The 16148-nt window shown below is 72.1% G+C and carries 17 protein-coding genes; 4 read left to right on the top strand and 13 right to left on the bottom strand.

The genetic code is table 11. From position 1 onward, the window contains the following. Positions 1-19: 19 nt before the first annotated feature. Both murJ and ACF059_RS10580 read right to left on the bottom strand, forming a co-directional pair. A complete protein-coding gene (gene murJ / locus ACF059_RS10585) occupies positions 20-1687 on the bottom strand; it encodes a murein biosynthesis integral membrane protein MurJ (RefSeq protein ID WP_392054282.1) in 1668 nt (555 codons plus the stop codon). After that, positions 1684-2868, bottom strand: a complete 1185-nt coding sequence (locus ACF059_RS10580) for a peptidoglycan bridge formation glycyltransferase FemA/FemB family protein (RefSeq protein ID WP_361947501.1) — start codon at positions 2866-2868, stop codon at positions 1684-1686. The genes murJ and ACF059_RS10580 overlap by 4 nt, the downstream gene beginning before the upstream one ends. Positions 2869-3081: 213 nt before the next feature. Between ACF059_RS10580 and ACF059_RS10575 the strand changes: the two genes are divergently transcribed. Then, the gene (locus tag ACF059_RS10575) at positions 3082-4245 is read left to right on the top strand and encodes an Ig-like domain-containing protein (protein WP_392056584.1); all 1164 of its coding nucleotides are present in this window, start codon (positions 3082-3084) and stop codon (positions 4243-4245) included. Positions 4246-4314: 69 nt separating this feature from the next. On the opposite strand, the gene ACF059_RS10570 is transcribed toward ACF059_RS10575, so the two are convergent. The 9 genes from ACF059_RS10570 to ACF059_RS10530 form a co-directional block, all read right to left on the bottom strand. Next, positions 4315-5058: an amino acid ABC transporter ATP-binding protein gene (locus ACF059_RS10570; RefSeq protein WP_392054279.1), complete on the bottom strand. Its 744-nt coding sequence runs from the start codon at positions 5056-5058 to the stop codon at positions 4315-4317. An 80-nt stretch (positions 5059-5138) separates the two neighbouring features. Then, on the bottom strand, positions 5139-5600 hold the full coding sequence (locus tag ACF059_RS10565) for a DUF6278 family protein (RefSeq protein WP_392054276.1): 462 nt from the start codon (positions 5598-5600) through the stop codon (positions 5139-5141). 106 nt (positions 5601-5706) lie between these two features. Beyond that, positions 5707-6492, bottom strand: coding sequence for an exodeoxyribonuclease III (locus ACF059_RS10560; protein WP_392054273.1), 786 nt, complete (start codon positions 6490-6492; stop codon positions 5707-5709). A 30-nt stretch (positions 6493-6522) separates the two neighbouring features. Continuing rightward, positions 6523-7155, bottom strand: coding sequence for an MBL fold metallo-hydrolase (locus ACF059_RS10555; protein ID WP_366864134.1), 633 nt, complete (start codon positions 7153-7155; stop codon positions 6523-6525). A 55-nt stretch (positions 7156-7210) separates the two neighbouring features. Further along, positions 7211-7801 carry a hypothetical protein gene (locus ACF059_RS10550; RefSeq protein WP_366864135.1) on the bottom strand — a complete coding sequence of 197 codons (591 nt, stop codon included), beginning with the start codon at positions 7799-7801 and terminating at the stop codon, positions 7211-7213. After that, a complete protein-coding gene (locus ACF059_RS10545) occupies positions 7798-8979 on the bottom strand; it encodes an ROK family glucokinase (protein WP_360889457.1) in 1182 nt (393 codons plus the stop codon). Before ACF059_RS10545 ends, ACF059_RS10550 begins: the two co-directional genes overlap by 4 nt. Further along, on the bottom strand, positions 8976-9893 hold the full coding sequence (locus ACF059_RS10540; protein ID WP_392054268.1) for an ATP-binding cassette domain-containing protein: 918 nt from the start codon (positions 9891-9893) through the stop codon (positions 8976-8978). The genes ACF059_RS10545 and ACF059_RS10540 overlap by 4 nt, the downstream gene beginning before the upstream one ends. Then, complete coding sequence (locus tag ACF059_RS10535; RefSeq protein WP_360889463.1) at positions 9860-10894, bottom strand: ABC transporter permease; 1035 nt, start codon at positions 10892-10894, stop codon at positions 9860-9862. The genes ACF059_RS10540 and ACF059_RS10535 overlap by 34 nt, the downstream gene beginning before the upstream one ends. Then, positions 10891-11871, bottom strand: a complete 981-nt coding sequence (locus ACF059_RS10530; RefSeq protein WP_392054264.1) for a sugar ABC transporter substrate-binding protein — start codon at positions 11869-11871, stop codon at positions 10891-10893. The genes ACF059_RS10535 and ACF059_RS10530 overlap by 4 nt, the downstream gene beginning before the upstream one ends. A 169-nt stretch (positions 11872-12040) precedes the next feature. Between ACF059_RS10530 and ACF059_RS10525 the strand changes: the two genes are divergently transcribed. Continuing rightward, on the top strand, positions 12041-13054 hold the full coding sequence (locus tag ACF059_RS10525) for a Gfo/Idh/MocA family oxidoreductase (RefSeq protein WP_392054262.1): 1014 nt from the start codon (positions 12041-12043) through the stop codon (positions 13052-13054). Between the two features lie 110 nt (positions 13055-13164). Here ACF059_RS10525 and ACF059_RS10520 read toward each other — a convergent pair whose 3' ends face one another. After that, positions 13165-14082 (bottom strand): DMT family transporter, encoded by a 918-nt coding sequence (locus tag ACF059_RS10520; protein WP_392054259.1) that lies wholly within the window; start codon positions 14080-14082, stop codon positions 13165-13167. 132 nt (positions 14083-14214) lie between these two features. Here ACF059_RS10520 and ACF059_RS10515 point away from each other — a divergent pair, with 132 nt between their 5' ends. Continuing rightward, entirely contained in the window at positions 14215-14583 is a 369-nt protein-coding gene (locus ACF059_RS10515) for a hypothetical protein (protein WP_392054256.1), read from the top strand. 1 nt (position 14584) lies between these two features. On the opposite strand, the gene ACF059_RS10510 is transcribed toward ACF059_RS10515, so the two are convergent. After that, positions 14585-15202 (bottom strand): dihydrofolate reductase family protein, encoded by a 618-nt coding sequence (locus ACF059_RS10510; RefSeq protein WP_392054253.1) that lies wholly within the window; start codon positions 15200-15202, stop codon positions 14585-14587. Positions 15203-15371: 169 nt separating this feature from the next. On the opposite strand from ACF059_RS10510, the gene ACF059_RS10505 reads away from it, so the two are divergent. Continuing rightward, positions 15372-16103: an SDR family oxidoreductase gene (locus tag ACF059_RS10505; RefSeq protein WP_392054250.1), complete on the top strand. Its 732-nt coding sequence runs from the start codon at positions 15372-15374 to the stop codon at positions 16101-16103. The last annotated feature ends 45 nt before the right edge of the window (positions 16104-16148 follow it).

The following is a 16148-nucleotide window of genomic DNA, read 5'->3' as shown; positions in this document are numbered from 1 at the left end:
GGAACGGCCTGGCCTCCCGTTATCGGCCCGTCTTGCGCCGCAGGGAACCCAGCAGGTCGGTGATCTCCGTCAGGCGCAGTGGCCCGGCGAGGAGGACGACGACGAACGCGAGGGCCGCGGTTCCCGCCCCGACGGCGGCGAAGTCCCCGAAGGGGTCGGCGGCGCGGGCCGCCGCGTACCCGGCGGCGGCCGCCGGCACGCAGGCGGTCAGCAGCCGCAGGTGGGTCCGTACGGCGTTGGCCCGCCTCTCGGTACGCGTGCCCGCGCGCGGGCCGAGCCGGCGGGCGAGGGTGTGGCCGGTGAGGGCGGCGCCCGCGAACAGGGCGACGGAGTACGCGGCGGCCATGCCGGTGACCGCCCAGCGCGGCGGGAGCAGGGCGTAGGCAGTGGCCGCCAGCCCGGCGTTGAGGGCGGCGATGGTGAGGTTGAGGAAGAAGGGGGTGCGGGTGTCGGAGAGCGCGTAGAAGCCGCGGGAGAGCACGTACTGCGCGGAGAAGGCGATCAGGCCCGGCGCGAAGGCGATCAGCATGCCCGCCATGACCGCGATGTCGGCGGGGCCCGTACGCCCGTACCCGAAGACGCTGCCCATCACCCAGGGCGCGAGGGCGGCGAAGAGCGCGGCGGCCGGCACGACGAGGGCGGCGCTGGAGCGCAGCGCGTAGGAGACGTCGGCCCGCACCCTGCCCAGGTCGCCGTCGGAGGCGGCGGCGCTCATCCGGGGCATCAGGGCGGTGACGAGGGACACGGTGACGATGCCCTGCGGGACGATCCACAGCTGGTAGGCGTTGCTGTAGGCGGTGTAGCCGGCGCCGCCCGCGAGTCCCGCTTCGACGGCGTGCTGTCCGGTGGTGGTGGACAGCCGGGTGATGACCCAGTAGGCGATCTGGTTGGTGAGGACGAGCATGACCAGCCAGCCCGCGTTGCGCAGCGGACGGCCCAGGCCGCTGCCGCGCCAGTCGAACCGGGGGCGCCAGCGGAAGCGGGCGGCGCGCAGCGAGGGGATCAGGGCGAGGGCCTGGACGACGATGCCGGCGGTGGTGCCGAGCCCGAGGAGGCGGGTCTGCGCGGCCGTCAGCCCGGCCGTCGCGTCGTGGGAGAAGGAGAGGAAGAGCCCGAAGACGCCGATGATCACGAGGTTGTTGAGGACCGGGGTCCACATCATCGCGCCGAACCGGCCGCGGGCGTTCAGCACCTGGCCGAGCAGGGTGAACAGCCCGTAGAAGAGGATCTGCGGCAGGCAGTAGCGGGCCAGGGCCGTGGTGGTCGTCGCCTGGGCCCCGTCGTAGTCGGTGTACACCGAGACGATCAGCGGGGCGGCGAGGACGGCGAGGGCGGTCAGCGCCACGAGCGCCACCGTGCAGGCGGTGAGCAGCCGGTCGGTGTAGGCGCTGCCGCCGTCGGCGTGTTCGCGGGCGGCGCGGACCAGTTCGGGGACGAAGACGGCGTTGAGCGCGCCGCCGATGAGCAGCATGTAAACGATGTTGGGGACGGTGTTGGCGACGGCGTAGCCGTCCCCGAGCAGTCCGGTGCCGAGCGCCGCCACGACGACGGCGGAGCGCAGGAAGCCGGTGGCGCGGGAGACGATCGAACCGGCCGCCATGAGGGCGCCGCTGCGCAGCACCGAGCTCTTCGCCGGTGCGGGCGCGGCGGCCGGGGCGGCGCCCTCGGCGGTGGCGGCGTTGCTCACCGGCGGGCCAGGTAGGCCTGGAAGGCCTTGTAGAGCGCCGTGTTGGTGTAGCCGTCCATCGGGGTCTCCCACTCGCCGAGCGTCTCGACGACCTGTCCGCCGGTGCCGAGCTTCCAGCGCAGCAGCCCGAAGGAACGTTCGTCGGGGTCGAGGGTGGAGGGTACCCCGCGCATGTCGTACTCCTGCGCGCCGAGGGCGTGCGCATCGCACATCATGCGCCACTGCAGGGCGTTGCTGGGGCGCACGTCGCGCCGGTGGTCGGCGGAGGCGCCGGTCTGGTACCAGACCCGGCTGCCGGCGACGATCATCGTGTGGGCGGCGAGGATCTCGCCCCGGTGAACGGCCAGGTAGAGCCGCATCCGGCCGGGCTGCTCCTCGTTCAGGACCCGGTACTGCTGCTCGTAGTACGCGAGGGAGCGGCCGAGCCGGAAGCCGTCGCGCTCCTCGGTGATGCGCAGCAGCCGGTAGAACTCGGGCAGGTCGGCCGAGGTGCCGAGGACGCACTCCACGCCCGCCTTCGTGGCCTTGCGCACATTGCGCCGCCACTCCTGGTTCAGGCCCGCCCACACGTCGTCGAGGGAGCGGCCGGCGAGCGGTACGCGAAAGACGTGGCGGGGCTGCGCGTCGCCGTCACTCTCGCCGCCGCACCGCGTCCAGCCCCGGGTGCGCAGCCGGTCGGCGAGGGCCGCGCCCACCGGGTCGACCTCGGTGGCGAGCACGTCGGATATCTGCCGGCCGGGCCCGGTGGCGGCCTTGGCGGTGGCGGCGTCCCAGCGGCGGTAGGCCGGGGTGGGGCCGATGCGGACGGCGAAGGCGCCGGCGGCGCGCAGATGACGCATGAGGGGCGTCAGCCAGCGGTCTATGTGCGGGTCGGACCAGTCGGCGACAGGGCCCTCGGGGAGGTAGGCGAAGTATTTGCGGGTGCCCGGGAATTGGCGATAGAGAACGAGTCCGGCACCCTCGATCTCACCCCCCGGGTAGTGCCATCCGACCCTTTCCGAGCGCCAGAGGTCCTTCACACGGGCCCACGAGGGGTATTGCAGAAAGCTCGCCCGGCCGTGCCGGGAGAGGAACGCCTCGTACTCGGGGACGGACAGGGCGCGCACCTGGAGCTCCCGTTCGCGGTTCTGGTCCTGGGGCCGGTGCCGGTGCTGATCCTGCTGGGAAGGGGTCGCGAGCATGTACCGGACTCTCACAGCCCGCCGTGACCGCCGTGCGCGGCGCGTGTGACCGGACGATGACCGTTTCGCTGCGGTGGTCGTCACAAAGGGAAAGCGGACCTTTTCCGCGGAAGGTGCAACCTAAAGTCGCCCCATTCGCATCTGTATTTGCGAACGATCACTATTGCCGCTACCTGAAGGGGCCCTTCGTTGAGCCGCATACGCCGCACCGCCATGGCGGGCACCGCACTTCTGGCCGCCGCTCTGACCGCCTGCTCGGGCGGGGACGGCGGCAGCGCGACGGGCAAGACCGAGATGAAGCCGAAGCCGGACATGGCGATATCGGTGAACCTCACGGGTGATCAGGTCAAGGCGGGCGAGCCGGTCAAGGTGACCATCGCCGACGGCAAGCTCGCGCTGGTGAAGGTGACGGACGGCAAGGGCGGGGAGCTGGCCGGCCAAATATCCGCCGACGGCAAGACCTGGACCTCCGAGCGCAACGCCTCCCCGGGCACGGACTACAAGGTGGAGGCGCAGAACACCGAAAGCCAGAGCGCGGCGGCGCAGTTCAAGACCGGCGCCGCCGACAAGGTGAACAAGGTCTCGATCAACCTGCCCAAGGGCAGCACGGTGGGCGTCGCGATGCCCGTCTCGCTCGTCTTCGACAACCCGGTGACCAACAAGGCCGAGGTGGAGAAGCAGCTGAAGGTCAGCACGTCGGACAACACCGAGGGTTCCTGGGGCTGGTTCAAGGACTACTCCGGCAAGGACCGGGTGGACTGGCGGCCCAAGGAGTACTGGAAGTCCGGCACAGACGTGAAGGTCGACATGAACCTGAACGGCGTGGACTCCGGCAAGGGCGGCGGACTCTTCGCCCGGGACTACACCACCGAGTTCAAGATCGGCAAGGACCGCCGGATGGAAGTCAGCCTCGACACGAAGAAGCTGAAGGTCTTCGAGGACGGTCAGAACGTGCGGACCATCGCCGTCTCGGCCGGTACTCCGGGCGGCAAGAAGGCCTCCTGGTCCGGGAAGATGGTGCTGATGTCCAAGGAGGGCACCATCCGGATGGACTCCCAGACGGTGGGCCTGGGCGACGCCTACGACAAGATGGTCGACTACTCGATGCGGCTGACCTGGTCGGGCATGTACGCGCACGCCGCGCCGTGGAACAGCGCCAACTTCGGCCGCGCCAACGCCAGTTCGGGCTGCGTGGGGATGAGCGACTCCGACGCCGCGTCCCTCTACTCCGAGGTGCAGGTCGGCGACCCCTTCGAGGTCGTCGGTGACGGCTCCAAGGGCACCGCGGACCTGGGCAACGGCTACGGCGAGTGGAACCTGTCCTGGGACCAGTGGAAGGCCAAGAGCGCCCTGTCCGGCGGCCCCCAGAACGGCTGACGCGCGGGCGGGGCGTCCGGGGCCGTGGCGGGGGCCCGAGCCCAGCCCGGCGCCCGCGCCGACCGGCTCCTAGTGCTTGAGGATCTTCGACAGGAAGTCCTTGGCCCGGTCGCTCTCCGGGGCGGTGAAGAACTGCTCCGGGGTCCGGTCCTCGACGATCCGCCCGTCGGCCATGAAGACCACGCGGTGGGCGGCGGAGCGGGCGAAGCCCATCTCGTGGGTGACCACGACCATGGTCATGCCCTCGCGGGCGAGCTGCCGCATGACCTCCAGCACCTCGTTGATCATCTCGGGGTCGAGGGCGGAGGTGGGCTCGTCGAAGAGCAGGGCCTTGGGGTCCATGGCCAGCGCGCGGGCGATGGCCACGCGCTGCTGCTGGCCGCCCGAGAGCTGGGCGGGGAACTTGGCGGCCTGGTCGGCGAGGCCGACGCGCTCCAGGAGCTCCCGGGAGCGCCGGTCCGCCTCCTCCCTCCCGCGGCCGCGGACCTTGACCTGGGCGAGCGAGACGTTGGCCAGGACGGTCTTGTGCGCGAAGAGGTTGAAGGACTGGAAGACCATCCCCACCTCGGCGCGCAGCCGGGCCAGGTCCTTGCCCTCGGCCGGCACCGGCTTCCCGTCGAGCAGGATCGTGCCCGACTCGACGGTCTCCAGCCGGTTGATCGCCCGGCACAGGGTCGATTTGCCGGATCCGGAGGGGCCGATGAGCACCACCACCTCCCCGCGGCCGACGGTGAGATTGACGTCCCGCAGTACGTGCAACTGCCCGAAGTGCTTGTTGACGTCCCGTAGTTCGATCAACGGATCGACGGCCATGCGCTGCCCTGCCCGGTTGTCGGTGTGTCGAGGTCAGCGCAAGCTATCCAGCCGCGGACGGGTACTCCGCCGCGACACGCTCACCGGGGCGGAAAGCTCGGTGAGGCCTCGGAGGCCTCGGCGTACGCCTGGCTGAGCTCGGGGGATCCGGTCATCGCCCAGGACACCCCCGACTCGATCACGTTCAGCTCCCGGCCCGAGGCCAGCCGGATCACCGGCTGGCCGTTGGGCCACACCTGCCAGCCGGCGCCCGGGACGGTCCGGATGATCACGGTCCCGAGGTAGAAACCGGCGTCGTTGCCGAGCCAGGGCACGACCTCGGGGTCCCTGCGCCAGCGGGGCATCAGCTGGTCGAGCTCTTCCAAGGAGGCCTGGCTCTCGTCGAGTTCGAGCCCGGCCGCCCGGGCCTGGACGCGCAGCATCTCGCACTCCGAGAACATCTCGGCCACGCCCTCGGGGTCGGCCGCGAGGGCGGCGGCGAGCCCCGCACCCTGTTCCGTTTCACGCCGGTTCAGCCAGTTGTCCAGGAAAGGGATGTTCATACCGCCCAGCGTCGCACCAGGATCCACCGCTGGCCACAGGGCGCGCCTGGATCCACCGGCCCGGATCCCGGCCCCGGAGCCCCGGCCCGTCCGGGGACGGACTCTCCTAGCGGTCGAGGTCCAGGTCCACGACGACCGGCGCGTGGTCGGAGGCACCCTTGCCCTTGCGCTCCTCGCGGTCGACGTAGGCGTCGGTGACGGCCTTGGTGAAGGGTTCGTTCCCGTAGACCAGGTCGATGCGCATGCCCCTGTTCTTGGGGAAGGCGAGCTGGCGGTAGTCCCAGTACGTGTAGGGGCGGTCGTACTTCAGGGGGCGCGGGACCACGTCGGAGAGCCCCGCCGCCCGCAGCGCCTCCAGGGCGGCCCGCTCGGCGGGGGTGACGTGGGTCATGCCCGCGAAGACGGCCGGGTCCCAGACGTCCTCGTCGGTCGGGGCCACGTTGAAGTCGCCGAGCACCGCGAAGGGGCGCGGGCCGGCCGCGTCCTCGGCGACGGCCGCGGTCAGCGCGCGGAACCAGTCGAGCTTGTAGCCGTAGTGGTCGTGCTCGACCTCGCGGCCGTTGGGCACGTACACCGACCAGAGCCGCACCCCGCCGCAGGTCGCGGAGATCGCGCGGGGCTCGTCGACACCCTCGTATCCGGGACCGCCGGCCAGGCCCACGACCACGTCCTCCAGACCGACCTTGGAGAGCAGGGCCACGCCGTTCCAGCGGCCGGTGGCGTTGACCACAGCCTCGTAGCCCAGCTCGCGCAGCTCGGCGTGCGGGAACTGCTCCGCGGAGCACTTGGTCTCCTGGACGCACAGGACGTCGGTCCCGGAGGCCTCCAGCCAGGCCAGCAGGCGCGGCAGCCGGGCGGTGATGGAATTGACGTTGAAGGTGGCGATACGCATACGTTCCAACCTACCGCCCGCCACCGACACTCAGAGGTCGGCGCTGTCCCCGGCGGTGAGTCGCCCGTGGTCGGTGCCGCCCAGGGTGTCCAGGGCGAAGTCGTAGATCGGCCGGGCGATGTCGGCGAGGTAGGCGTCGTGGATGTCCAGGGCCCGGCGCGGCTTGACCTCGCGGAGGTAGTCGATCACCTCGGAGACCTTGTTCCAGGGGGCGTGCACCGGGACCATCAGGGTCTGCACCGGCACCCCGGGCACGGTCAGCGCGTCTCCCGGGTGGAAGAGCGAACCGTCCACGAGGTAGCCCACGTTCGTCACCCGCGGCAGGTCCGGGTGGATCACCGCGTGCAGCTCGCCGTGCACCTGCACCTCGAACCCGGCGGCGGTGAAGGTGTCCCCGTGGCCGACGGTGTGCACCCGGCCCGGATAGGCGGGGGCGAGCTTCTCCGCGACGCTGCGCAGGGTCCACAGCGCGGCCGCCGGATTCGCGTCGAGGGCGGCCCGCAGCCGGCCCTCCTCGAAGTGGTCGGGGTGCTCGTGCGTGACGAGCAGGACGTCGGCCCCCAGGCCCGCGTCCGGTTCGCTGAAGGCGCCCGGGTCGATGACGAGCGTGTGCCCGTCCTTCTCCAGCTGGACGCAGGAGTGCAGCCGCTTGGTGAGCTTCATGATCCAAGCCTAGGGCCTGATCCCGGAGACCGGGCGCGGCCCACCGTACGGGCGCTCAGGGGGTGGTCGAGGAGACCACGTAGACCTTGGAGACCTTGGGGTCGGTGAGGTCGACGGTGATGTCCCGGGTGGGCCTCGGGTCGTCCTGTTCGAGGGTGGTCCCGAGCCACTCGGTCTCGGGCTTCCAGTGCCAGCCCGCGACCGAGGTGTCGTGATCGGAGATCGACACCCCGGGGGTCAGCTGCTCCCGGCTGGTGCCGACGGAGGCCAGGAACGCGTCCAGCTCGGGCGGGGTGACCGCGAACTGGGTGTACAGGCGGCTCGTGCGCCAGTTGTTGGTCTCCAGGAAACCGACCCGCCAGGCCTTCGGCGGGATCGGCACCTCGTAGATGCTGCGCTGCACCTTGGAGGGCCAGCCGGGGCGCACCTTGGACGCGCCGATCCGGGCGGCCTTGTCGCGCCCGCTCTCGCGGCTCTGCTGGGTGGAGATGGCCAGGTAGCCGGCGGGGACGCCGATCAGCAGCAGGATGATGATCGCGGTGATCCAGCGGCGTTTGACGACGTGGCGGCGGTCCTCGGCGGTGGCCGGGGGCGCGCCGCCCTCGTCGGGGGCGGAGGCCTGGTGGGGCAGGGTGGGCGGGGTCACGGCTGCTGGTCGTCCTTGGCGTCCGTGGGTGCCGCGGTGTCGCGCCGGCCCAGCTGCTGCGCGTAGCGCTCGTACCGTTCGTACCGCTCGACGCGGCGGCGCGTGGCGCGGCGGAAGCGCCGGGCGACGAGCCGGGCGAGGTCGGCGGCGCCGACCATGCCGGCCTCGGGGCCGAGCTGGGCCTTGGCGATACGGGCCTCCGGCCGGTAGCCGCGGCCCGTGAGGTGGCGGCGGAAGGCGTCCCGTGCGGGCCCGATCAGCAGGTCGTCGGCGGCGCTGACGCCGCCCCCGATGACGAAGCAGGCCGGGTCGAGGGCGGCGGCGAGGTTGGCGATGCCGACGCCGAGCCACTGGCCGATGTCCTGGAGGAGCTCGACGCACATGGCGTCGCCCTCGCGGGCCAGCTCGGTGATGAGCGGTCCGGTGATCTCCGAGACGTTGCCGCCGACGCGGGCGATGATGTTGTGCGCGACCGGGGAGTCGGCCGCGGCGAGCTCGCGGGCCTCGCGGACGAGGGCGTTGCCGGAGCTGTACTGCTCCCAGCAGCCGCGGTTGCCGCAGGGGCAGCGGTGGCCGCCGGGGACGACCTGCATGTGGCCGAACTCCCCCGCGACCCCGTACCGGCCGCGCTTGACCTGGCCGCCTTCGAGGATGGCCCCGCCGATGCCGGTGCCCAGGGTGATCATGACGAGGTGGTCCTCGCCGCGTCCGGCGCCGAAGCGCCACTCCGCCCAGGCGGCGGTGTTGGCGTCGTTGTCGACCATGACCGGCACCGCGAGCCGGGACTGCAGGGCGTCGCGCAGCGGCTCGTCGCGCCAGGCCAGGTGGGGCGCGAACAGGACGCGGGAGCGGTCGGCGTCGACCCAGCCGGCCGCGCCGATGCCCACCGCGTGCACGTCGTGCCGGTCCGAGAGGTCCAGGACCAGCTCGACGATGGTGTCCTCGACGACCTTGGGGCTCTTGGACTTGTCCGGGGTCTCGGTGCGGATCTTCTCCAGGATGATGCCGTCGGCGTCGACGACCCCGGCCATCACCTTGGTGCCGCCGATGTCGATGCCGACGGTCGGGACGCGCGGGGCGGTCAGGTGCGACCGGCGCTCACGGGTTCCGATGGTCCGCAGGACGGTGCCTCGCGCCGACCCCCGGTGGGAGAGCGTGAAGTCCCGGTACGTGCTCATCGAGTCGTGTCGTCCCTCGTGGGTGCGGTGGTACGGGAAGCCGGGTCGGCTTCGCCGGCCGGGCCGGCCGGGCCCGCTGCGCCGGGGGCGGCGCCTGGTGCTGATTGTGCCACCCGCTCCAGTTCGTGGCTGAGCTCGTCCAGCTCGGAGCCGCCCGCCATCTGCCGGGTGAGCTCGTCGAGGGTGATCGAGTCGCGGGTGTGGCTGCCCGCCATCGTGCCGCGCTTGAGGAGGACGAAACGGTCCCCCACCAGGTAGGCGTGGTGCGGGTTGTGGGTGATCAGGACGACGCCCAGACCCGCGTCGCGGGCGGCGGCGACGTACTTGAGGACCACGCCGGACTGCTTGACGCCGAGGGCGGCGGTGGGCTCGTCCAGTACGAGGACCTTCGCACCGAAGTAGACGGCGCGGGCGATGGCCACGCACTGCCGTTCGCCGCCGGACAGGGTGCCGATGGGCTGGTCCACGTCGCGCAGGTCGATGCCCATGCGCAGCAGCTCGGCGCGGGTGGTCGCCCGCATGAACTCCACGTCCAGGCGGCGGAAGGGGCCGCGGCCCTTGGTGGGCTCGGAGCCGAGGAAGAAGTTGCGCCACACGGGCATGAGCGGGACGACGGCGAGGTCCTGGTAGACGGTGGCGATGCCGTGGTCGAGGGCGGCGCGCGGGTTGGCGAGCGCGGTCGGCTCGCCCTCGATCTCGAAGGTGCCGGCGTCGTGCCGGTGCAGCCCCGCGATGATCTTGATGAGGGTGGACTTGCCGGCGCCGTTGTCACCGAGCACGCAGGTGATCTCGCCCGCGTGGACCTCCAGGGAGACCCCCTGGAGGGCGCGGATGTTGCCGTAGAACTTGCTGACGTCGGTCAGCTTCACCAGTGCGCCGGTCATGCCCGTGCCTCCGCCCGCTTGCGGACCCATGCGTTGAGCAGCGTGGCCAGCAGCAGCATCGCGCCCAGGAAGAACTTGAACCAGTCCGGGTTCCACTGGGCGTAGACGATGCCGTTGCTGGTCATGCCGAAGATGAAGGCGCCGACCGCCGAGCCGATGGCGGAGCCGTAGCCGCCGGTCATCAGGCAGCCGCCGATGACGGCCGCGATGATGTAGAGGAACTCGTTGCCGACGCCCTCGCCCGACTGGACCACGTCGAACGAGAAGAGGATGTGCTGCCCGGAGATCCAGGCGCACAGGGCGACGCCCATGTAGAGGCCGATACGGGTCTTCACGACGGGTACGCCGGTCGCGCGGGCCGCGTCGGCCCCGCCGCCCACCGCGAAGATCCAGTTCCCGGCGCGGGTGCGCAGCAGGATCCAGGTGGCCACGGCGACCAGGGCCAGCCACCACAGGACGGTGACCTTGAGGGTGACCGGGCCGAGCGTCCACTGCGAGGCGAACAGGGCGCGCGCGGAGGAGAAGCCCTCCATGTCGGCGATGGTCTTGGTGGAGACCGTGCCGCTGATCAGTTTGGTGAAGCCGAGGTTCAGGCCGGTCAGCATCAGGAAGGTGCCCAGCGTGATGATGAAGCTGGGCAGTTTGGTGCGGGTCAGCATGAATCCGTTGAAGAGGCCGACCGCCAGGGTGACCAGCAGCGACACCAGGACGCCGACCCAGACGTTGGCGGTCATCTGGTAGCTGAACATCGAGCTCAGCAGGGCGCTGGTGGTCACCATGACACCGGCGGAGAGGTCGAACTCGCCGCCGATCATCAGCAGGGCCACCGGGACGGCCATGATCCCGATGGTCGAGGCCGAGTACAGGACCGTGCTGAGGCTGGAGGCCCGCAGGAAGCTGTCGGCGGCGAAGGAGAAGAAGACGAAGACCGCGGCCGCTCCGACGACCGCGCCCAGCTCCGGACGGCCGAACAGCCTGCGCACCGCGGACGTCGGCGCGAGCCGTTCGTCGACGGCGCCGAGCGTGCTCATCGGCTGCCCCGCTTGATGAACTCCTCCAGCTTGGCCGACTCGGCCGCGGTGACGATCTGCGGCCCGGTCAGGACCGGGCGGCCGCCGCCGAGCACGTCCGCGTTGTAGCGGTAGAGCCACAGCAGGTCGATGGCCTGGTAGCCCTGGAGGTAGGGCTGCTGGTCGACGGCGAAGCCGAGGGCGCCGGACTTCAGGTCGCGGGCGACCGACTCGTTGAGGTCGAAGGTGTCCACCTCGGCCTTGCTGCCCGCCGCGTCCTTGGCCTTGACGGCGGTCGGGGCGAAGGGTGCGCCGAGGGTGAGGATCGCGTCGACGGAGGGGTCCGCCTGGAGCTTGGCCTGGACGGCCGCCTGGACGGAGGGCATGTTGGTGCCCTCGACGTAGAGGTTCTCCATGGTCCCGGAGAAGGTCTTCTTGGCCCCGGCGCAGCGCTGCTCGTGGCCCACGTTGCCCTGCTCGTGCAGGACGCAGACGGCCTTCTTGCGGCCGCGCTCGCTCAGCTCGGTGCCGACGGCCTCGCCCGCGATGGTCTCGTCCTGGCCGATGTGGGTCAGCGCCCCGTACTCGGCGGACTGGGCGGATCCGGAGTTGACCGTGATCACCGGGATGCCGGCCTTGACGGCCTTGGCGATGACGTCCTTGAGCGCCTCGGGCTTGGCGAGGCTGACGACGATGCCGTCCACCTTCTGGTCGATGGCGTTCTGCACGAACTGCGCCTGCTGCTGTGCCTGGTCGTCGTGGGCGTAGACGAAGTTGATGTTGTCCTTCGCCGCGGCCTCCTTGGCGCCCTTCTGGACGATGTCCCAGAAGGTGTCGCCGTCGCCGGCGTGCGTGACCATCGCGAAGGTCCAGCGCGGGGTGGACACCGCGGGCCGGCCCGCCTCGGCGGCCTTCGCCCGCTCCTCGGCGCGCTTGCCGCCCGTACTGCTGCAGCCCGCGAGCGAGGCTCCCAGTACCGCCGCGAGCACGGCGCCCACGACGGGTACCCCTGTCCGAACCCTAGCCACGTCGCCGCGCCCTTCCCTCGTCACCAATTCGGTCATTCCGGTTCCAGCCGCTCAGTATCCGCCACAGTGGACCATGAAGGGCCATCGGGGCATGCGCGGGCAGATTGACAGGTCCCCCGGACGGGGTCACGTTGAGTGCATGCGCATCGGGCTCATCGGAACGGGCCGGATCGGCTCCTTCCACGCGGCGGCCCTGTCCCGCCACCCGGAGGCGGGCTCGCTCCTGCTCGCGGACGCCGATCCCGCGCGGGCGGCGCGTCTCGCCGACCGGCTGGGGGCCACCGCCGCGCCCTCCGTCGACCAGGTCTTCACCTGGGGCGTGGACGCGGTGGTCGTGACCTGCGCGACCGACGCGCACGCCGAGATGGTCGTACGGGCGGTGCGCGCCGGCCTGCCGGTGTTCTGCGAGAAGCCCGTGGCCCCGGACCTGGACCGCACCCTGGCGGTGCTGCGCGAGGTGGCGGCCGCGGGCGGGCTGCTCCAAGTGGGATTCATGCGCCGCTTCGACGCGGGCTACCGCACCGCCCGGGAGCTGGTCCGTTCGGGCGCTCTGGGCCGGCTGCACACCGTGCGGACGACGACGGCCGATCCGGCGCCGCCGAGCGCCGCGTACCTGGCGACCTCCGGCGGGCTGTACCGGGACTGCCTGGTGCACGACTTCGACATGATCCGCTGGGTGACCGGGCACGAGGTGGCCGAGGTGTACGCCGCCGGGTCGGACGCGGGTCCGGTGCAGTTCCGCGAGACCGGCGACGTCGACACGGCTGCGGCCGTCCTGACGCTGGACGACGGCACCCTGGCCGCCTGCACGGGCTCGCGGATCAACGGCGCCGGCTACGACGTCCGCATGGAGCTGGCCGGGGAGCTGGACCAGGTCTCGGCCGGACTGGACGACCGTACGCCGATCGCCTCGACGGAACCGCACGGTCCGCCGTCGGCCAGCAAGCCGTGGACGGGCTTCCTGGAACGCTTCGGCCCCGCCTACGAGGCGGAGCTGGCGGCCTTCGTGCGCCTGGTGCGCGGGGAGGGCGCCAACCCCTGCGACGGCCGGGAGGCGCTCGCCGCGCTCCGGGTCGCGGAGGCGTGCGAGCGCTCGCGCCGGGAGCGGCGCCGGGTCCGGCTGGAGGAACTCCCGGACCTGCCGGTTCTCTGAGCGCACGGGCATTGGGCCACCCTATGGCGGGGGTCCGCCCCTGACTGCGGCGTTTTTCGGACAGGCGTTCAGGCGCGGGTGGGGGCAGGGCTACGCGGTCGGGGGCGGGGCTACGCGGTGCGGGCCACGGCGCGGCGGCCCCACGCGGTGCCGGCCAGCACCAGGACGACGCCCGCGTAGCCGAGCGGGCCGAGGTGCTCTCCGCCGATCGCGATCCCGGCGAGGGCCGCCCACAGGGGCTCGGTGCCGAGCAGCAGGCTGACGCGGGAGGGCGAGGTGGCCCGTACGGCCCACATCTGCACGAAGAAGGCGAAGAGGGTGCAGAAGACCGAGAGGAAGGCCAGGCCGGCCCATTGCGCCGCCCCGAAGCCGACGGCGGCGGCCCAGGGGCTGTCGCCCGTCCCCGGCAGGGCCGCCAGCAGGGCGAAGACCACCACCGCGCCGCCGAGCTGCACGGTGGTCAGGGACAGCGCGTCGGCGTCCTGCACGGCCTTGACCCGGGCCATCAGCAGGACGTGGACGGTCCGCGCGCACGCGGCGCCGAGGATCAGCAGGTCACCGGAGGCGGGCGCGGTGAAACCGGCGCCCTGGGTCAGCAGCACCACCCCGCCCACGGACAGCGCGGCGGCCGCGAGGAACGCGCCGGACGGCGCCCGCCTGCTCACCGCGGCCTCGGCGAGCGGGGTGAGGATCATGGTCAGGCTGATGATCAGCCCGGCGTTGGTGGCGGAGGTGTGGACGACCCCGTAGGTCTCCAGCAGGAAGATCCCGCCGAGTACGAGCCCCAGCAGCCCGGCGCCGCGCAGCTGGGCGGGGCTCAGCGCGCGCAGTCGCGCCCACCCGGCCACGGCCAGCACGGGGAGGACCAGGGCGAACCGGAGCACGAGCACGGCGATGACCGTGTGCGCGGTGGTGATGCCCTTGGCGGCGAGGTAGCTGCCGCCCCAGACGACGGCGACGGCCAGCACGGGCAGATCGGCGAGCCAGGCCCGGCGGGGAACGTCCAGGGCGGGTGAGATCACGGTCATCGCGGTGTCTCCAGCGGTTCGAGGGGTGGAGACTTCGGCGGCTCGCACGGATGCGCGCTCACCGTACCGGAGCCGATCATGGCGGTCGACCCTTTTCCGGCCCGCAGCCCCGCGCCCCGTAGCATCGGCGTCATGGCTGATCTCTACGCCGTTGACCTGGCGTTCGACCTGCTCGACGACACACCGGAAGCCGTACTGGCCCACGTGCGGCGTCAACTGACGGGGGACGGGCTCCTCGCGGCCCGCGGCCCGGCCGCGCGGGTCGCGGGCATGCTCGTCGGGGACCTCGGGCGGCGCCCGGACGGCAGCTGGGCCCTGACCGCCCGCCAGGAGGTCCACGAGGAACAGCTCCCGGACCTGGAGGACCTGCTGCTGCTCCTCGCCCGCCACATCCGCCCGCCGGGCCCGGTCGGCCGGATCCGCCACTACGAGCACGAGGCGCCGGACCTGCTGGTCCTGCGCGAGGGCCGCGTGGTCCAACTGGCCCTGGACCCGCGGTAGTTCAGTCGCCGAACGAGCCGAAGGCGGCCCGCCCCCTCGGCCGGTAGGTGTGGATGGCGGCCCCGGCCGACGTCGTGCGGGAGCCCGTCAGCTCGAAGGTCGTCGGCAGTCCGCCGGTCGGGAACAGCCTCCGCCCGGCGCCCAGGAAGACCGGGAACACCAGCAGGTTCAGCTCGTCCACGAGGTCGCGGGCCAGCAGCCACTGCGCGAGCTGCCCGCTGCCGTGCACCTGCAGCTCCCCCTCCATCGCGTCCTTCACCCGCACGATCTCGCTCTGCAGGTGCTCCCCGTCCAGCACGGTGACCGGCCCCCAGGCGGGCTCCTTGAGGGTGGTGGAGGCCACGTACTTCGGCAGGCGGTTCAGGCCGCCCGCCACCGGGTCGGCGGGGTCGTCGTGCTCCGGCCAGTACGAGGCGAAGATCTCGTACGTCCGCCGCCCGAGCAGGAACGCCTCGGTCCGCCCGAACACCTCGGTGACGAACTCCCCCATCCCCTCGTCGGCGAACGGCACGAGCCACCCGCCGTAGTCGAACCCGCCGCTGCGGTCCTCGTCCGGGCCACCGGGGGCCTGCATCACACCGTCGAGGGTCAGAAAGGTGGTGAGGGTCAGCTTGCCCATGTCTCCGCGCTCCTTGCTCGTTCGTCCTGCGGGTTCAGACTCCCGGACCCCCGAGAACTCATCGCCGCGGCGCGCGAGAACGCCGTGTCCGATTCCCGCCAGCACCCGCCCGCCGATTCCCATTTCATTGAAACCGCAACCACTTGGTGGCAATCGAGGGAGGAACGCCATGGACGGCAAGGTGGCACTGGTGACGGGCGGTAGCCGGGGAATCGGGGCGGCGATCGCGCTGCGGCTGGCCGAGGAGGGCGCGGACGTCGCGTTGACCTACGTCAGCGACGCGCAGGCGGCGGGCGAGGTCGTCGGGAAGATCGAGGCGCTCGGGCGGCGCGGCCTGGCCCTGCGGGCCGACGCGGCGGATCCGGAGGCCGCCGGGGAGGCGGTGGAGCGGGCCGTGCGGGAGCTGGGCGGGCTCGACGTCCTGGTCAACAACGCCGGGGTCGGGGTCATCGGGCCCCTGGAGGGGCTGACGGCGGCCGACGTGGAGCGGGTGCTCGCGGTCAACGTGCGCGGGGTGTTCGCCACCACGCAGGCGGCCGCCGGGCGGATGGGCTCCGGCGGGCGGATCATCACCATCGGCACGTGCCTCAGCCAGCGGGTGCCGGTGGCCGGCGCGACGCTGTACACGATGAGCAAGTCCGCCCTGATCGGGCTGACCAAGGCCCTCGCGCGGGAGCTGGGCGGGCGCGGGATCACCGCGAACATCGTCCATCCGGGGCCGGTGGACACGGACATGAACCCGGCCGACGGGCCGTACGCGGCGGCGCAGGCCGCGATGACGGCGCTCGGGCGGTACGGCGCCCCGCGGGAGGTGGCTGCCGTGGTGGCCTTCCTCGCGGGACCGCAGGCCGCGTACGTCACGGGCGCCGAGTTCGCCGTGGACGGCGGGCACGCGGCGTAGCCCTCGGGCCGGGCGGGCGGACGGGGCTGCGTGCGGGCGGTCCCG

It is taken from the genome of Streptomyces sp. NPDC016562 (genome assembly GCF_043076955.1).
Classification (GTDB): domain Bacteria; phylum Actinomycetota; class Actinomycetes; order Streptomycetales; family Streptomycetaceae; genus Streptomyces.
The sequence above is the reverse complement of the archived record's forward strand: the minus strand, read 5'-3'. Positions and strand labels throughout refer to the sequence as shown.